Origin of the sequence: Ancylomarina longa (assembly GCF_003996985.1) — a bacterium.
Classification (GTDB): Bacteria; Bacteroidota; Bacteroidia; order Bacteroidales; family Marinifilaceae; genus Ancylomarina_A; species Ancylomarina_A longa.
Window position 1 is genome coordinate 49,989 of sequence record NZ_RJJX01000014.1, and the last position, 16,884, is coordinate 66,872.

Below are 16,884 nucleotides of genomic sequence, written 5' to 3' on the forward strand. Positions count from 1 at the left end.
TAATATTTCTTATCCATTCACTATCAGGCAAAAGGGGGCGTTGGTCAGCTTAGAATATCCTCTCACCAAAATAGATTAGATTGATTCTAAGTATAACAGCTTCAAATTTGTACAGTTCCTAAAATCTCACGAAATTCTATTTAGATTTTATAAGTAGAAAGTAGCATACAGGGTGATATATGGTACAAAACTTCTGTAATTATATTACTGCAATCTTACTTTAAAATCTTACCGCCCCAAAAAAACGATAAAACTACACTCGAAAAGTTTTGAACTTTTCTGATTTTAAATTGACGGCAAGGAGCTTACTTGTGACCGAGGGAGCGAAGCCGTGCCAATAATAGTTTAACTACTACTCCTCTCCTGAAAAAGATAATTTTAGTTTTCAACCATCTAAATGTCTTTCTCTTGTACTCTTAAATATTCACTGGTAATAAACCTTAATTCAATCAACCATGCGTGCCATTAAAAAGCCTTATGCCTGGCATGCGATTTATACCAGATCGCGTGCCGAGAAGAGGCTGTTTCTAGATCTGTGCTCAAAATCCTTTGAGTGCTACCTTCCTTTAAAAAAGGAGCTCCGGCAATGGAGCGATCGGACAAAATGGGTAGAAGAACCATTAATTCGATCCTATTTATTTGTAAGAGTCAGCGAAAGGGAATACTACGATGCTATCAACTCAAGATATGCAGTCGGGTATGTAACTTTCGGTGGCAAAGCTGTGCCTATACCTGATTGTCAGATTGAAGCACTTCGGACATTTCTACAAGATGAAAATCGTAAGGTAGATCTATGTCAGGAGAATCTTCAAAAAGGAGAATTAGTTGAGGTTGTAGGCGGCCCCTTAAAAGGTGTTCAAGGCGAAATCTTACAAATAAAAGGTCAGAATCGGATTGTGATTCGGTTTGATTCCTTAGGGACTTGTGTTTATACGGATGTAGCTCTACACCACCTTAAACAAGTTCAACTTGTCGATTAAATAAATTCCAGATCATCTTATGGAAAATTTTGAAGTAGTTACCACCATTGGTTTGGGGTATATTGGGCTTCCTACGGCTACTTTAATTGCCAAAAGCGGAATCCTGGTAAATGGGATTGATGTAAACCCAAAGGCAGTTAATGCAGTAAATAAAGGAGAAATTATTATTGTGGAGCCTGATTTAGATGTACTGGTAAAGCAGGTTGTTGAAGACAAAATGTTAACGGCGTATCTCGAGCCGCAAAAGGCCGAAGTTTACACTATTGCAGTTCCCACTCCCTTTAAAGGTAATTTTGAACCCGACATCTCTTATGTTTTAGCAGCTACAAATTCGATCATTCCTATTTTACAGGAGGGTAACCTTGTGGTGGTAGAATCCACATCTCCAGTTGGAACGACAGAACAGCTTAAAGACCTCATTTATTCGAAACGACCAGAGTTGGAGGGGAAACTTTTTATTGCTTATTGTCCTGAGCGCGTATTACCCGGTAATATTATTTACGAATTAAAGCATAATGATAGGGTGATTGGAGGAGTTGATGAGCAGTCGACACAAAAAGCATGTGATTTCTTTAAATGTTTTGTTCAAGGCAAATTACACAAAACCAATTCCAGAACAGCCGAAATGTGCAAATTGGTCGAAAATTCATCTCGTGATGTGCAAATCGCTTTTGCCAATGAGCTATCGATCATCTGCGATAAAGCTGGAATTAATGTTTGGGAATTAATTGAGTTGGCTAACAAACATCCAAGGGTAAATATTCTAACACCCGGCTGTGGAGTAGGCGGGCATTGTATTGCGGTGGATCCCTATTTTATAGTTTCGGATTATCCCCTCGAAAGTCAGATTATCGGAAAGGCAAGGGAAATCAACAATTATAAAGCATTTTGGTGTGTTGAGAAAATAAAGAATGCCAAACTGCAATATAGACTCGAAAATGGACGCGATCCAAAAATTGCACTCATGGGAATGGCTTTCAAACCAAATATTGATGACCTGAGAGAATCTCCGGCGAAATACATTGCTCAGAAAGTGATGCAGGCAGAGCAAAATGGAATGATGGTGGTTGAACCCAATATCAAAGAGCATAATATTTTCAAATTAACCAACTATCAGGAGGCTTTCGATAGGGCTGATTTAGTGGTTTATCTGGTAGCTCACGATGAATTTTTAAATCTCCCTAAATTAAGTAACAAATTGATACTCGACTTTTGTGGCATAAGTAAGCACCAAGTATAAATTGAACACGAGTACAAGTAAAGGATTACATATTTCACTTTTAAAACCTACCAACTTATGAGTTTAAACGATAAATATAGGGTATTGCTGGTGTTTGGAACCCGACCCGAAGCTATAAAAATGGCTCCTTTGGTGAAGGAGTTTCAGAAACATTCGAATGATTTTGAAACGATTGTCTGTGTTACCGGTCAGCATCGAGAGATGTTGGATCAGGTTTTGGATTTATTTGAAATTGAACCTGATTATGACCTGCACATCATGAAACCAGGACAGGATTTGTATGATATCACGAGTAGAGTTCTTACCGGTATGCGGGATGTTTTTAATGCCGCAAAACCCGATTTGGTGATGGTGCATGGAGATACAACCACATCATCAACAACAGCATTGGCCGCCTATTATCAGCAGATTCCGGTGGCTCATGTAGAGGCTGGATTGCGAACCTATAACTTATATTCCCCTTGGCCCGAAGAAGCAAATCGACAAATTACAGGAAGACTGGCGCAGTGGCATTTTGCTCCAACCATAATAGCACAAAAGAATCTGATGGATGAAGGGATTAGTAAGAATAGAATTCTGGTTACGGGAAATACTGTAATAGATGCACTTCAATTGACTCTGACAAAAATACATCGTTCTTCAAAGGTGGTTATGGAGATTATCAACGGATTGCAGTCGAAAGGAATTCCAACAAGATTGATTGCTGATTGGGTGTATCGAGCACGAAAAATGGTACTGATAACCGGACATAGACGGGAAAATTTTGGAAAGGGATTTTTAAATATTTGTGAATCTATCAAGTTTTTATCTGAAAAATATCCGGAGGTAGATTTTGTATATCCGGTTCATTTGAATCCAAATGTTCAGAAACCTGTTTACGACATCTTAGATCACAAAAGAATTAATGGGGAAAGCACAAGCAGGAATGTATTTCTAATTGACCCTATAGATTATTTGCCTTTCGTATATCTCATGGATTTATCTTATCTGATCTTGACAGATTCAGGAGGAATTCAGGAAGAAGCTCCGTTTTTGGGTAAACCGGTATTGGTGATGCGAGATACCACAGAACGCCCCGAAGCGCTTAGTGCCGGGACTGTTAAATTGGTAGGAACAGATTCGCAGATGATTGTTGAATCAGTGGAGATGTTATTTACCGAAGAAGCCGTTTACCGTAAAATGTCACACGCAAACAATCCATATGGTGATGGAAAAGCATGTATTAGAATTGTTCAGGAACTGAAGAAAGCAATATCTGTTAGGGAACGAATTGTAGCTTAGATTATAATACAGATGTCTGAATTAAAGAGCCAAACCATAAAGGGTGTATTCTGGAGTTTTCTGGAAAAATTCGGGAGTCAGTTCATTTTGCTGATTTCTCAAATTGTTCTGGCCAGAATTCTGGAACCAAGAGATTTTGGATTATTAGGGATGATAGCAATTTTTATTGCGGTTTCACAAGCCTTTATTGACAGTGGTTTTGATAATGCATTAATTCAAAAGAAGGATGTAAATCAAACTGATTTTTCAACTGTTTTTTATTTTAATATCAGTATAGGATTTGCACTTTATATCATCTTGTTTTTTGCCGCTCCGGCAATCGCTGATTTTTTTAGAGCACCACAACTGGTCAACTTAACCAGAGTTGTTTGTCTCATATTAATTGTCAATTCTTTTGGTTTAATTCAATTCGTCAAATTCAAAATCGAAATGAATTTTAAGGCCATAGCGCAAGTGGTAGTAATTGCAAATATACTATCTGCTATTGTTGGAATAGGAATGGCATTATTAGATTTCGGCGTGTGGGCTTTAGCCGGTCAAATTATTGGAATTTATACTTTTAGGACCATTCTGTTTTGGATAAAGAGTGAATGGAGACCATCTTTTGTATTCTCGTTAGAATCATTTAAAAGCCTGTTTAATTTTGGATCGAAACTATTATTATCCGGATTAATCAGTCAAACTTTCGAGAATATATACTTGCTCGTAATAGGACGAATGTTTTCCGCAACAGCTCTTGGCTTTTATGCCCAAGCCAGAAAATTACAACAAGTGCCTGTTGCTACTTTGGCGCAGGTGGTTGGAAATGTAACTTTTCCTGCATTCTCGAAAATTCAGGATGAAAATGAGCGTTTGAGAGTGGGGTTCCGTAAGCTAATAAAGCTATTGGTTTTCATCAATTTCCCATTGATGATAGGATTGGCAATTATCGCAAAACCTTTATTGGTACTTATTCTAGGAGTCAAATGGTTGCCATCTGTTCCTTACTTTCAGCTACTCTGTATTGCCGGAATGATCTACACTTTGCATGCCTCCAATCTGAATATATTAAAAGTAAAAGGAAGATCAGATTTATTCCTTTATCTGGAGATAATTAAAAAGGGGATTGTTGTAATAGCTATTGTCATTGGTCTGAATTGGGGTATTATCGGTCTGGTTGTTGGACAAATATGTACCTCATTTATCAGCTTTTTCATCAATGCTTTTTATACCGGAAAGTTGATTGCATATACCATTCCCCAGCAATTAAAAGATGTTAGCCAGACGTTTATTATCACTTTAATAATGGCAGCAGTAATGAGTATTGGCTGGTTAATTCAGGATCAAATTCTCACACTCTCTTATCAGATACTTAGTGGTATCTCTACTTATTTACTATTGGCTTTTGCTACCAAACAAGAAGCTGTTGTGGATGGTATTTTAATTTTAAAAGAAATCATACCCTTACGAAGATGGAAAAACGTAAAATATTAGTAACACGCCCTCAACTACCTCCTTTAAACGAATTTATTCCTTTGTTGGCAGATATTTGGGAAAGCAGATGGCTGACCAATAACGGGAAATACCATCAGGAATTTGAAAAAGCACTTGCAGCTTATTTGGGTGTTCCTTACGTATGTTTATTTGCCAATGGAACCCTGGCTTTAATGGCCGCTTTGCAATGTTTGCATATTAAAGGTGAGGTAATTACCACACCCTATAGTTTTGTAGCAAGTACGCATGCCTTATGGTGGAATGGAATAAAGCCAGTATTTGTAGATATAGAACCTGGTTTTTGTAACCTGGATCCAAAACGGATTGAGGCTGCGATAACACCGGAAACAACAGCTATTCTTCCGGTTCATGTCTATGGTAATCCATGCGAAGTGGATGCAATTCAAAATCTTGCTGATATATATGGGCTAAAGGTAATCTATGATGCTGCTCACGCTTTTGGTGTACGGCAGAATGGATCCAGTATTTTGAATTTTGGGGATTTATCAATCGTGAGTTTTCATGCGACAAAAGTTTTTAATACGATAGAAGGTGGCGCTATTATATGTCACGATCAAAAGACAAAACGGAGAATAGATTATCTTAAGAACTTTGGAATCGCCAATGAAACAACTGTTGTGGCTCCGGGAATTAATGCCAAAATGAATGAGTTACAGGCTGCATACGGTTTGCTTCAGTTGAAATATTTTGATACTGTTATTGATGCACGGCAACATATAACCAATAAATATCGCGAAGGATTGAAGCATATCGCAGGCATCCGGGTTTTGGAAGAAATGGAAACGGTAGATCACAATTACGCCTATTTCCCAATATTTATAGATGTATTGGAGTTTGGGCACAGCAGAGATGATGTATTTGAAGCCTTAAAGAAAGAAAATATTTTTGGGAGAAGATATTTTTACCCATTGATTAGTGAATTTCCAACCTATCGAGGCTTAGCTTCTGCAAAGAATCTGGATATTGCCCATGAAATTTCACGACAGGTTATTTGCTTACCCTTATATCCCGATTTACCTGATGAGGTAGTAGATACTATTCTCTCCTTACTCCGCAATATGGCTCAAATTCAGAAGAAGAAAGTCTCCGTTAAAGTTCTGCGTCAATCTCACAGAAAGTAAAAATCTAATCGAATGAATCAAAGGAAAATATTACTATTGGGAGGCTCTTATTTTCAAGTTCCCTCGATAATATATGCCATACAGGCAGGTTACTATGTGATTACTTGTGATTATATTCCTGAAAATCCAGGTCATCAGTACGCAGATGAATATTATAATATCAGCACTACGGATAAAGAATTGGTATTGGAATTAGCAAGGAAGTTGAAAGTTGAGGGAATTGTTGCCTATGCTTCCGATCCTGCTGCACCTACAGCAGCCTATGTGGCCGAAAAAATGAATTTGCCTGGAAATCCTTATAATTCTGTGAAGATATTGGCAGAAAAGGATCTTTACCGAAAGTTTCTTTCTGAAAATGGTTTTAATGTCCCTAAAGCGAAAGGATTCGATAAATTAGATGATGCGTATAGGGAGATTGGCAATTTCCATTATCCCGTAATGGTTAAACCTGTAGATTCTTCCGGAAGTAAGGGCGTTATAAAAATTAACTCTACGGTTTGTTTGCCAAGTGCTTTCGAATATGCATTAAACTATTCAAGAGCAAAGCGAATCGTTATTGAGGAATTTGTAGAGAAAAAAGGACCTCAAATTCATGGCGATGCTTTTGTGATGAATGGCAAGGTGATTTTTTGCTATCTGGGGGATCATCATTACAACGAGAGGGTAAATTATTTTGTTCCCTATTCCACAACGCTACCATCAGAACACGATAATTTTGTATTGCAAGAAATAGAAAATGAATTTCAGCGATTAATAGAGCTATTGCAAATCAAGCAGGGAGCTTTTAATATCGAAGCACGAGTTAATAATAATGGAGATATTTTTTTAATGGAAGTAGGACCTCGGAATGGAGGAAATTTAGTACCGCAATTAGAAAAGTATGCAAGTAGTTTTGACATGGTTCAGGCTACTGTTGAAGTGGCCATGGGGAATTATGAATTTGAAACTCCTATTCAGAAAAGAGGATTTTATGCTTATTGCGTGATTCATAGTGATATCGATGGGGTACTTAAAGAAATTCAGTTTTCTAAGAATATTGATAAAAATATTGTAGAAAAGCATGTCTTCAAAAATCCGGGAGATATGGTAATCTCTTTTCAGGGTTCGGATGCGACAATCGGTGTTTTACTTTTGAAATTTGCGACGCGTAAAGAGATGATAAATAAAATAGAAGGTTTTGAGAATCATATCAAAGTTATTGTTGGCGATTTTGAAAAAGTAGGGAATATCTAAAGCATACAAAATAGAGATGAAGGCGATCGGAGGATACTTTGAATTGGAACTATCAAAGGGAAAGGAATATCATCCACATCTCTTGAAATTAAATACAGGACGCAATTGTCTGGAGTATCTGCTCCGGACAGGAAATTATAAAAAATTATATCTGCCTTGTTATTCCTGCAAAGTACTTCTGGAACCATTAAATAAACTCAAAATTGAATATGAATTTTATGATATTGACAGAAATTTAGATCCTATTATTAAGAGTTTACCAAAACCAGAGGAAGCCTTTTTGTACATTAATTATTTTGGGATTAAGAATGAAATGGCAGAATTTCTAAAGAAGAAAATCAGCAATTTAATTCTGGATAATTCACAGGCATTTTTTTCACCTGTCATTTCATCAACAGGAACATTCTACTCCGCGCGAAAATTTTTTGGAGTCCCTGATGGAGCTTACCTGGCTACTAATAAGGAATTGGATGAAGAATTAGTCCCAGATCACTCTGATGATAGATGTTCCCATTTGCTAAAGAGAATAGATTACACTGCGGAATATGCCTACTCCGATTATCAGGATAATAATAGAAAATTAAGTCATCAGCCGATTCTGCATATGTCAAAATTAACGCAGCAGCTATTAAATCAGATTGATTATGCCAGCATCAAAAAAAGGAGAGAAGAGAATTTTTCTTACCTCCACAAATCTCTTTCCGCTTACAATCAATTAAGAATATCTAATTCGGATATTCACGGACCAATGATCTATCCATTATATATTGAAAATGATGAGATAAGACAGGAACTTATCAAGCAAAGAATATTTGTAGCGACTTATTGGCCTAATGTACTGCAAGAATGTTCTGAAGACACAGTGGCTTATCAGATGGCAAAAAATCTGCTGGCTTTACCAATCGATCAAAGGTATTCCATTCAAGATATGAACCGAATAATAGAAGTAATTCAGCAAATTTTTGTGAAAGCAATTTAATTTAGAAAATATGACCAATCCATTTGTTAGCGTGAAAACGATCACTTACAATCATGAAAAATTTATTGCCCAGTGTATTGAGGGAATCCTGATGCAGGAGACTAATTTTTCTTTTGAATATATCATCGGAGAGGATTGCAGCACAGATAGAACCATGGAGATCGTGCAGGAGTATGCAGCGAAATTTCCGAATATAATAAGGGTGATTACGGATGATAAAAATGTTGGTGCTGTTGAAAACGATAATCGTACGGATAGGGCTTGCCGGGGAAAATATGTTGCCTTTTGTGAAGGGGATGATTTTTGGACCGATCCCTATAAATTACAGAAAGAGGTCGATTTTTTGGAAGCCAATCCTGAGGTTGGTTTGGTACATACCAGCTTTTCTTACCTGAATGAAGGAAAAAGAACCAAAGACGTGTGGAAGCACAAGCATATTCCTCAAGGGGATATTCTTGACCATTTAATTTCAGGGAATTATATTGCTACAGCTACGGTTTGTATGCGAAATGAATATTTGAAAAAAATTAGAATTGCCAATCAGATAAAGGAAAACCAATGGAGAATGGGGGATTATCCACTATGGATAGAGGTTTCAGCTCAGACAAAAATTGCTTTTATACCTGAGGATACCATGACTTATCGGGTACATCCTGATTCTGCCACACATAGCTTGGATTGGAATGGAGATTATAAATTCTTTGAGAGTAGATATCGAATTAAAAAGTTTTATGCCGAAAAATATAAGCGGGATAATTTAATACCTCTTTTGGATAAAATGTATCATCGGGAGCTTTTAAAATATGCTATTTTCCTTAAAGATGAGGAGATGAGGAATACTTGCAGTAAGTATTTCGTGAATAAGGGAATGGGTAAGGAGTTGTTATATTACTTGTTTGCTAAATTTTCGTTTCTGGATACTCTGTTTGAATTTATCTACACCTTCAAAAAGCGTTATCAAACCTTACACTAGAGATTGCCAAAATATATAGGATTATTAAACAAATTGTAATGAAGAATAAGCAACAGAAGCTATTAATTCTTGGGGGAACTTCTTTTCAGATTCCATGCATCGAATATGCAAAATCGATGGGCTATCATGTTGTTGTTAGTGGCAATGATCCTGAAAATTTGGGCTGTAAATATGCTGATGAGTTTCATAATGTAAGCACTACGGATCTAAAGGGAGTGTTAAAATTGGCTCGTAAATTAGAGATTGATGGAATTCTTGCTTATGCATCCGATCCTGCCGCTCCAACTGCTGCCTATGTCTCCGAGAGAATGGGATTACCAGGGAATTCCTATAAATCGGTAAAAACCTTGTCCGAAAAAGATCTTTACCGGAGTTTTTTGCGAAAGCATAAATTTAATACACCCTGGTATGGAGGATTTAGTACGCTGGAAGATTTTGCATCTTACTCCTCCGAATTTACTTATCCTGTAATCGTGAAGCCAGTAGATTCATCGGGGAGCAAAGGTATTAGTGCAGTAAATGATTTTTGGGAGATGGGAAAAGCCATTACTTATGCGATATCATTTTCGAGGTGTAAGCGGTTTATTGTGGAGGAATTTATTGAGAAAAAATATCCCCAACTGGATGGAGATATCTTCGTTTATGATGGCAAAATTATCGCTTATTATTTGGGAGATCAGGGGAATGATGAGACCATTAATCCTTTTGTTCCTTCCAGTATCAATTATCCTTCCTTGCTTGCAAGCACCTTGCATGAAAATATTCAAAAGGAATTACAGCGAGCAATAAATTTACTTAAAATCAAGTTTGGTGGCTTTAATATCGAGGTTATTATTGATGAGAATGATGAAATATTCCTGATGGAGATAGGAGCTCGAAACGGAGGCAACTGCATTCCGGAAATCATTAAATGTGCCAGTAATGTCGATATGATTAAAATGAGTGTAGATGCTTGCATGGGAGTGAAGCCCCAAATATTAAACCAAAAGGATATAGATAAGTTCTATACCACATATGTGATTCATTCCAAAAAAGACGGACGATTAAAATCTGTGAGATTGGATGATAGAATATCAGACTATGTGCTGGATATAAAATTAATGGTAGAGCAAGGTGAGCCGGTGCTCAAATTCATGGGATCGAATTGCACAGTTGGAATTGGTTTGCTCGAATTCCCGAATGAAGATATTAGGGATAATATGATGAATAGAATTGAGGATTTAATTGCTGTAGAATTAGAATAAATGGGACAGAGGTCAATTGGTGGATATTTCGAATTGGAAAGCAGATTTGAATCTGAATATCATGCTGGACTAGTTCGCCTAAATTCTGGACGAAATTGCTTAGAATATATACTTCGGGCTAATCATTATCGTAAGATATACCTTCCTGTTTATTCGTGTTCAGCATTATTGGAGCCTATCCTTAAATTGAACTTGGAATTTGAATGGTACGCTATTTCTTCAGATTTAGAACCAATTCAATTGAAGCCATTGAAGGAGGATGAATGCCTTTTAGTTATCAATTATTTTGGATTGAAAGGGAGATATATTGCTGAGCTTAGTAAAATGGCAATTAATCTAATCGTTGATAATTCGCAGGCTTTCTTTGAACTACCACTTCCCAAAGTAGATACCTTTTATTCGGCGCGTAAATTTTTTGGTGTACCCGATGGAGCCTATCTGTCGACAAACTTATTTTTAGAAGAGGAATTTGAAAAGGAAGTATCGTGGAACAGAACGGAACATCTTTTAAGAAGATTTGAGAACGGTGCAATGGATGGTTATTCCCGGTTTTTGAAGAACGAAGAATATTTGTGTGGTCTGCCAATAAAATACATGTCTAATTTCACTACCAGAATTTTAGCAGGAATAAATTATAAATCTGTAGTAACCAGACGAAATCAAAATTTCCAATACCTTAATTTAAAGCTAAAGCATAAAAATAACTTGTCTTTTTCCGATACAGAAATTGATGGACCGATGACTTACCCGCTTTATGTGGAGAAGGATTCCCTTCGGGAGGAATTGATAAAACAGGAAATTTTTGTGCCTACTTACTGGCCAAATATTTTGGAGAATTCGAAAGCAGACCAAGTAGAATATCAATTGTCAAAATATATAATCCCTCTTCCGGTAGATCAACGATACGGCTTACTAGATATGGATAGAATTTGTAATGTAATTAATAGTGTGTTGTGAGATCGATAGTGGTAAACAAGCTTTTTGTTTCTAGTCCTATGGAAGTGGTTTAGTAAATAAAAATGGCATTTGCATGAAATATATTGGTATAGGATTGTGGTTTGTGCTTTTCTTTCTGGCCTTTTTCTTAAAGTCATATAGTATTGGGGGACAGGAAATGGCTTATGTATGGAAAATGCCATTGCTAATATTTCTGATCATTAGCGTTCTCGGACAGGATGTGAAATACTCTTTTTTGATACTCGGATATGCCTTTGCACTTAAGAATATTGTGAATGTTTCATTTTTCCATTTTCCTATTGATGCCATAATCAATCTTACTAAATATTTAAGTATACCAATTATAATTCACTGGATCTATTTAAATGTGAATACGCCAAGAGCACTTAAAACATTACGAATAGTTCCGCTGTATCTTTCAGCTTTTTATATTCTGTCCAATATTCCTTTTTATTTCGGTGTCTTTTCTGCACCGGTAAGTGCAACCATGTTATGGATGGAGGATACATCCCTCGACGGATTAGTGGGGATTTTAGGAGCACCACATTACACATCCGCCATGTTGGCGATTGCAAGTATTGTAATTCTGGAGTTTGTGGTGAAAAAGCGTGGTGATTTCCGTCTTAATTTTATTCTGGCACCTTTATTTTTAATTGGAGTATTCTTTCTTTTTAAAACCTATACCCGAACCGGATGGCTTATGTTTGTAGTTGGTGTGATTGTTCTTTTTATCCGAAAAATTAGCATAAAAGATTTGGGTAAAATTGCAATGGTAGGATTGCTTCTTTTTGGTGGATTAATTGCCTTGTTTCAAACCAACGAAGGTTTTCGCAGGAGAGTAATGGATGAAAGAACCGGACAGGAGGATAAATCATCCTACGAAACAGTTGGCTCCGGCAGATTAGAAATAGCTCAGGTTTATTTAGAAAATTTATATGAAAGTAACTTCGTGACCTACCTCGTTGGTATGGGAATGCAGGAATCTCAGAACAGATATGAAAAAAAGGATGGTATGCCTCTTTTTGCTCATAATGGTTTTGTTCAAACAATTGTAGATAATGGGATTATAGGTTTTCTACTGTATCTGGCATTTTTATATACTCTACTCGATGCCATTCGGAAATCGAAAAGCAGCCATAACCAATTAGCTGTTGCTATCTTTTTCATGTTTATATCCTGCTTGGCAACCCAACAAGCCAATTATTTTTTGTTGGATGTATTTTTAGCGATTTACACCGGAATGACATTAATAGAGAGTAGAATTAACCAATATATTGAAATAAAAAGAAATTTTGGAAACATTAGCTTATACAAAAAAACATACTACCGAATCTAAAGCGGAACGAGTATATCAATTCCGTAGCATTAGTATTGAGGAGTTGGCGAAAATCCATTATCACAGTAATTTCCCCAGCTGCAGGGCTCAATGGATGAGCAACTGGTTGTCGGTATTTAAAGAGGTGAAGAATAATGTTATTGGCTATGGGAAAAAGCCATATATTATCGCTGCATTTCAAAAAGAGGAATTGGTAGCCATCGTTCCATTATTAAAATTAAATCGCACTTATTTTAAATACATACGAATTGAATTTCTGGAATTTCTCGGGCAGCAATGGTCTAGTCTGGGCAATGATATTATAGTATTGAAAGAATTAGAGGTCGCTTTTACAAGCGAATTGATTCGTTGGATTAAAAAAAATATTCCTTTCCATTTTTTGTTTTTGAAGTATCTACCAGAGAATTCCATTTTTGCCAAACAGCTAAGTTTATTTCATTATGCGGGTGCTGCATTCATAGAAGTGGATTCTTACAATAATTATGAAGATTTTGCAGAGAAGGTTTATACCCGGAAATTTAGAGAGGACTTGCGACGAACCTTGCGGCGAACCAATAAACACGGTTTTGAAATGACCGTAAATACAGAAAAAATTACGAAGGAAAGCCTGAAACAGATACGCAGAATTTCCAAATCAAAACTAATTGATGGAAAGAGTTTTTTATATGAAGATGCAAAGAAGGAGGAATTTCATTTGAAAATGTATGAGGAGTTCAACTCACAGGTTGTATTTGTGAAGTTTAATGGTCAGCCGGTAGCTTATGGTACCAGTATCGATTGGAATGGAGAAAGAATTGGAATTGATGCAGCATTTGATAGGGATTATAGAAAATTCGGAGCCGGAATTCAGTGCATCAATGCAAGTATTAAAACGAGTTTTGAGGATAAGATGCAAAAGATGTCTTTTGGCATGGGACTCGACACCTACAAATTTCAGTTTACTGATAAGGTTCAAACTTATTATATGAGCTTTGATTTCACATATCGTTTGAAAGCCTTGTTGGCTTTGCCTTATTTCTATTACCAATTACAGAAAAGGGACAAAAAAGTAAGCGAAATGCTCAGGAATATTATTAAGAATGAATAATATTTTCAACTAGAGAAAAACAAAACAAACAAATTACAATAACAAAACTGTCAATTATCGGGATTGTATTCACATTCGCCTTTCAAAATCGACAAAGTACTATTCTTTAAGGTCACATTGAATACCATATGATATTCAATTCTACCTAATTAATTAGCAAAACTTTAATCTCAAAATTTTATGAATAATGTATCGCTTTCATTCCATTGGCCTGCAAGAATTGGAAGACATAAACTATAAAGAAACTTATCCGAGTAATACTTTCCAATGGATATACAACTGGTATTCTGTATTTGAAAATGTTGAAAACAATGTAATTGGCTATAAAAAAAAGCCATATATCATTGCGGCTTATTTGAATGAGGAATTGGTGGCAATTATTCCTTTGCTTAAGCTAACTCGTATCTACTGTAAGTGTTTGCGATTGGAATTTATCGAGTTTCTGGGACAACAATGGTCCTGTATTGGAGAGGATATTATAACTCTTAAGGATTTGGATTCTGTTTATATTGAAGAGCTTATTCATTGGATAAAAAAACATGTGAAATTTCACTTTATCTTTTTGAAATACATTCCGAAATCATCTCTTTTGAATACAAAATACAAATTGTATCATTATTCAGGTGCACCTATAATACCTGTTTCGAGTTACAGTAGTTATGAAGATTTCTACACGCATGCTTATGCCAAAAGATTTCGAAAGAAATTGCAACGAACACGACGCAAAATTGAGAAAGATGGGTTTCGTTTAAAATTATCCTACGAAGAGATTAATAGGAATAATTTTGAAGACATTAAACGAATTGCCAAATCAAAGGAAATTGATGGGAAGAACTATGTGTATGAAGATCCCAATAAGGAGAAATTCCATTTACTTTTGTATAAGAGCTTTCCGTCTCATGTGATGTTTGCAAAATTTAATAATATGCCTGTTGCGTATGTTACAAATATAGATTGTAATGGAGTTCGGATAGGTCTTGATTGTGCCTTCGATCGGGATTACCGAATTTATGGAGTAGGCGTGCAATGTATGGATTGTAATATTCAAGAATGTTTTAAGGAACATAAGAAAAAGTTCTCCTTTGGTGTGGGCCTCGATGAATATAAATTTCAGTTTACTCATAAGGTAGAGGACTATTATATGAGTTTTGATTTTAGCTATCGCTTAAAAGCCTTGTTGGTCTTGCCTTATTTTCTGTATCGCTTGAAAAGAGAAGATAAACATGTGTTAAAAGAACTCTCAAAATTGCATTGTGATGTATAAATTAAGACAAGTACTAGGAAGTTTTATAGGATTAATTTTGCTAATTTTTTTCAAGAAATCAGCATTAGAGAAATTCAATACGCAAGTGTTGTCCATTTATTTCCATAATCCATCGGTATATTTATTTAAAGGCATTGTTCGCTTCCTTAAAGCTTCCGGATTTCAATTCATCGATCAGAAGGAGTATTATGAACTTGCGATTGGGAATCAGGAAGTTTCTGGCAGGAAGGTATTTATTTCTTTTGACGATGCCTGGCAGGGAAATTTGAAATTGATTCCTATCCTTGAAAAATACCAGATTCCAATAAGTTTATTTGTACCTGTAAAACCTGTGGTTACCGGTAATTATTGGTGGGAATATGCTGCATATTTAAAATCGGATACCTTGAATATCAATGCTATTGAAGATTTAAAAAAAGTACCGAATAAGAAGCGAATGGAGGTGATTCATAAGTTGATGCAAGAATTACACTTAAAACGATCTGCTATCAATTTAAAAGAATTGGAATATTTGCACAATCATCCACTTGTGACTATTGGTTCTCATACCTATCATCATCCTATTACTATTCAATGCACTAATGATGAGTTAGATTTTGAATATCGCGAATCGAAAAAAACACTGGAGCGATGGCTCAATACCTCAATAAACTCCTTTGCATTTCCCAATGGCGATTACGATGCCAGAGATCTAAATCTATTAAGGGAGCATGGATATAAGATGGCATTTACTACAAATCCGAATCTTTTGAACAGAGGGAGTGTTTTTGAAATGCCACGAATTTCTATGAATACCAAAGGAGGCAGGTATGAAAACATTTGCCGAATGCTTGGTTTGTGGCATAAGTATGTGAAGCCAATACAAATAAGATTAAAATCTGCCAGTCATAAATTTAAAATAGAAAAGCAGTTTTCTTAGTTCAATCAAATGAAATGAGAAAATCAAGAATAGTAAGGTATGTTTGAATGCCATAAATGATAAGAACGTGGAACCCGAAAAACGAAAGAGTAGGTTAATATTAAATTGAGGTAAAATGAAAAAATTAGCGTTTATAATTATTTTATATTCTTTTCTAAATCCGGAAATTGCTTCTTCTCAAATGAAGAAGGGAGATATGCTTATTGGGGTGTCTTCTACCTTAAATACGCTTGGAACTGGTTCTAATCTAATGAACCTTAGCTTTTCGAGTGTTAAATATAAAAGTAATGCTGAAGGTTATAGGGAATCTGATGCTGATAAGCTTACTAATTATAATTTACAACCCAAGGTCGGATATTTTATTACAAATAAAATTGCGCTTGGACTCGATTTAAATCTATCCATATTTAAAAATAAAGATGGAAGCAGTAGCGATGAGGTTACGCAATCTTCATTTAGCATTGGTCCCTTGTTCAGATATTATATTCCATCCGAAAAAGTAATGCCGTTTTTTGAGCTAAGCACTGCATTTGGTAGCATGACAAACAAGTATCAATCGGTAAATTTAAATGATAAATCAACATCCAGAATTACCTCTCTGGGGGGTGGTTTTGGTATTGCTGCTCCACTTGGCAAAAAAGTAACTTTCGATGTTCTGGCAGAATATAGTTCACTAACAATTAAGGATAAGGATAATAACCCGGATGATGAAAAAACTGTGATTGGTACTTTTGGTATTAATTTTGGATTTACGATCATTCTTGGTGCCAAATAAT

15 protein-coding genes are annotated in these 16,884 nt (G+C 35.9%); all 15 read left to right on the forward strand.

What is annotated here, in order from left to right:
• The first annotated feature begins 455 nt into the window (after positions 1-455).
• The 15 genes from DLK05_RS10870 to DLK05_RS10940 all read left to right on the forward strand — a co-directional run bounded on the left by DLK05_RS10870 (position 456) and on the right by DLK05_RS10940 (position 16,883).
• Positions 456-980, forward strand: a complete 525-nt coding sequence (locus tag DLK05_RS10870) for a UpxY family transcription antiterminator (protein WP_127344033.1) — start codon at positions 456-458, stop codon at positions 978-980.
• Between the two features lie 19 nt (positions 981-999).
• Positions 1,000-2,220, forward strand: coding sequence for a UDP-N-acetyl-D-mannosamine dehydrogenase (gene wecC, locus DLK05_RS10875; protein ID WP_127344034.1), 1,221 nt, complete (start codon positions 1,000-1,002; stop codon positions 2,218-2,220).
• Positions 2,221-2,277: 57 nt separating this feature from the next.
• Positions 2,278-3,501, forward strand: coding sequence for a non-hydrolyzing UDP-N-acetylglucosamine 2-epimerase (wecB, locus tag DLK05_RS10880; RefSeq protein WP_127344035.1), 1,224 nt, complete (start codon positions 2,278-2,280; stop codon positions 3,499-3,501).
• 12 nt (positions 3,502-3,513) lie between these two features.
• Positions 3,514-4,974 (forward strand): MOP flippase family protein, encoded by a 1,461-nt coding sequence (locus tag DLK05_RS10885; protein ID WP_127344036.1) that lies wholly within the window; start codon positions 3,514-3,516, stop codon positions 4,972-4,974.
• Positions 4,953-6,116 (forward strand): DegT/DnrJ/EryC1/StrS family aminotransferase, encoded by a 1,164-nt coding sequence (locus DLK05_RS10890; RefSeq protein ID WP_127344037.1) that lies wholly within the window; start codon positions 4,953-4,955, stop codon positions 6,114-6,116. The genes DLK05_RS10885 and DLK05_RS10890 overlap by 22 nt, the downstream gene beginning before the upstream one ends.
• A gap of 12 nt (positions 6,117-6,128) precedes the next feature.
• Positions 6,129-7,349, forward strand: coding sequence for an ATP-grasp domain-containing protein (locus DLK05_RS10895; protein WP_127344038.1), 1,221 nt, complete (start codon positions 6,129-6,131; stop codon positions 7,347-7,349).
• Between the two features lie 16 nt (positions 7,350-7,365).
• Positions 7,366-8,328, forward strand: coding sequence for an aspartate aminotransferase family protein (locus DLK05_RS10900; protein ID WP_127344039.1), 963 nt, complete (start codon positions 7,366-7,368; stop codon positions 8,326-8,328).
• Between the two features lie 10 nt (positions 8,329-8,338).
• Positions 8,339-9,301, forward strand: coding sequence for a glycosyltransferase (locus DLK05_RS10905; RefSeq protein ID WP_127344040.1), 963 nt, complete (start codon positions 8,339-8,341; stop codon positions 9,299-9,301).
• Between the two features lie 38 nt (positions 9,302-9,339).
• On the forward strand, positions 9,340-10,545 hold the full coding sequence (locus DLK05_RS10910) for an ATP-grasp domain-containing protein (protein ID WP_127344041.1): 1,206 nt from the start codon (positions 9,340-9,342) through the stop codon (positions 10,543-10,545).
• Positions 10,546-11,502, forward strand: coding sequence for a hypothetical protein (locus tag DLK05_RS10915; protein WP_127344042.1), 957 nt, complete (start codon positions 10,546-10,548; stop codon positions 11,500-11,502).
• A 73-nt stretch (positions 11,503-11,575) separates the two neighbouring features.
• Positions 11,576-12,838, forward strand: coding sequence for an O-antigen ligase family protein (locus DLK05_RS10920; protein WP_127344043.1), 1,263 nt, complete (start codon positions 11,576-11,578; stop codon positions 12,836-12,838).
• Positions 12,795-13,925 carry a GNAT family N-acetyltransferase gene (locus DLK05_RS10925; protein WP_127344044.1) on the forward strand — a complete coding sequence of 377 codons (1,131 nt, stop codon included), beginning with the start codon at positions 12,795-12,797 and terminating at the stop codon, positions 13,923-13,925. The genes DLK05_RS10920 and DLK05_RS10925 overlap by 44 nt, the downstream gene beginning before the upstream one ends.
• 187 nt (positions 13,926-14,112) lie before the next feature.
• Positions 14,113-15,189: a GNAT family N-acetyltransferase gene (locus DLK05_RS10930; protein ID WP_127344045.1), complete on the forward strand. Its 1,077-nt coding sequence runs from the start codon at positions 14,113-14,115 to the stop codon at positions 15,187-15,189.
• Positions 15,182-16,108 carry a polysaccharide deacetylase family protein gene (locus DLK05_RS10935; RefSeq protein WP_127344046.1) on the forward strand — a complete coding sequence of 309 codons (927 nt, stop codon included), beginning with the start codon at positions 15,182-15,184 and terminating at the stop codon, positions 16,106-16,108. The genes DLK05_RS10930 and DLK05_RS10935 overlap by 8 nt, the downstream gene beginning before the upstream one ends.
• Positions 16,109-16,223: 115 nt before the next feature.
• Positions 16,224-16,883 carry an outer membrane beta-barrel protein gene (locus DLK05_RS10940; RefSeq protein ID WP_127344047.1) on the forward strand — a complete coding sequence of 220 codons (660 nt, stop codon included), beginning with the start codon at positions 16,224-16,226 and terminating at the stop codon, positions 16,881-16,883.
• Position 16,884: the final 1 nt, after the last annotated feature.

Excerpts from the sequence above, each read along its gene's own strand:
- wecB (WP_127344035.1), top strand. The coding sequence starts at position 2,278 with ATGAGTTTAAACGATAAATATAGGGTATTGCTGGTGTTTGGAACCCGA.
- DLK05_RS10885 (WP_127344036.1), top strand. The coding sequence starts at position 3,514 with ATGTCTGAATTAAAGAGCCAAACCATAAAGGGTGTATTCTGGAGTTTT.
- DLK05_RS10920 (WP_127344043.1), top strand. The coding sequence starts at position 11,576 with ATGAAATATATTGGTATAGGATTGTGGTTTGTGCTTTTCTTTCTGGCC.
- DLK05_RS10910 (WP_127344041.1), top strand. The coding sequence starts at position 9,340 with ATGAAGAATAAGCAACAGAAGCTATTAATTCTTGGGGGAACTTCTTTT.
- DLK05_RS10935 (WP_127344046.1), top strand. The coding sequence starts at position 15,182 with ATGTATAAATTAAGACAAGTACTAGGAAGTTTTATAGGATTAATTTTG.
- DLK05_RS10915 (WP_127344042.1), top strand. The coding sequence starts at position 10,546 with ATGGGACAGAGGTCAATTGGTGGATATTTCGAATTGGAAAGCAGATTT.
- DLK05_RS10870 (WP_127344033.1), top strand. The coding sequence starts at position 456 with ATGCGTGCCATTAAAAAGCCTTATGCCTGGCATGCGATTTATACCAGA.
- DLK05_RS10940 (WP_127344047.1), top strand. The coding sequence starts at position 16,224 with ATGAAAAAATTAGCGTTTATAATTATTTTATATTCTTTTCTAAATCCG.
- DLK05_RS10895 (WP_127344038.1), top strand. The coding sequence starts at position 6,129 with ATGAATCAAAGGAAAATATTACTATTGGGAGGCTCTTATTTTCAAGTT.
- DLK05_RS10905 (WP_127344040.1), top strand. The coding sequence starts at position 8,339 with ATGACCAATCCATTTGTTAGCGTGAAAACGATCACTTACAATCATGAA.
- DLK05_RS10930 (WP_127344045.1), top strand. The coding sequence starts at position 14,113 with ATGTATCGCTTTCATTCCATTGGCCTGCAAGAATTGGAAGACATAAAC.
- wecC (WP_127344034.1), top strand. The coding sequence starts at position 1,000 with ATGGAAAATTTTGAAGTAGTTACCACCATTGGTTTGGGGTATATTGGG.
- DLK05_RS10900 (WP_127344039.1), top strand. The coding sequence starts at position 7,366 with ATGAAGGCGATCGGAGGATACTTTGAATTGGAACTATCAAAGGGAAAG.
- DLK05_RS10890 (WP_127344037.1), top strand. The coding sequence starts at position 4,953 with ATGGAAAAACGTAAAATATTAGTAACACGCCCTCAACTACCTCCTTTA.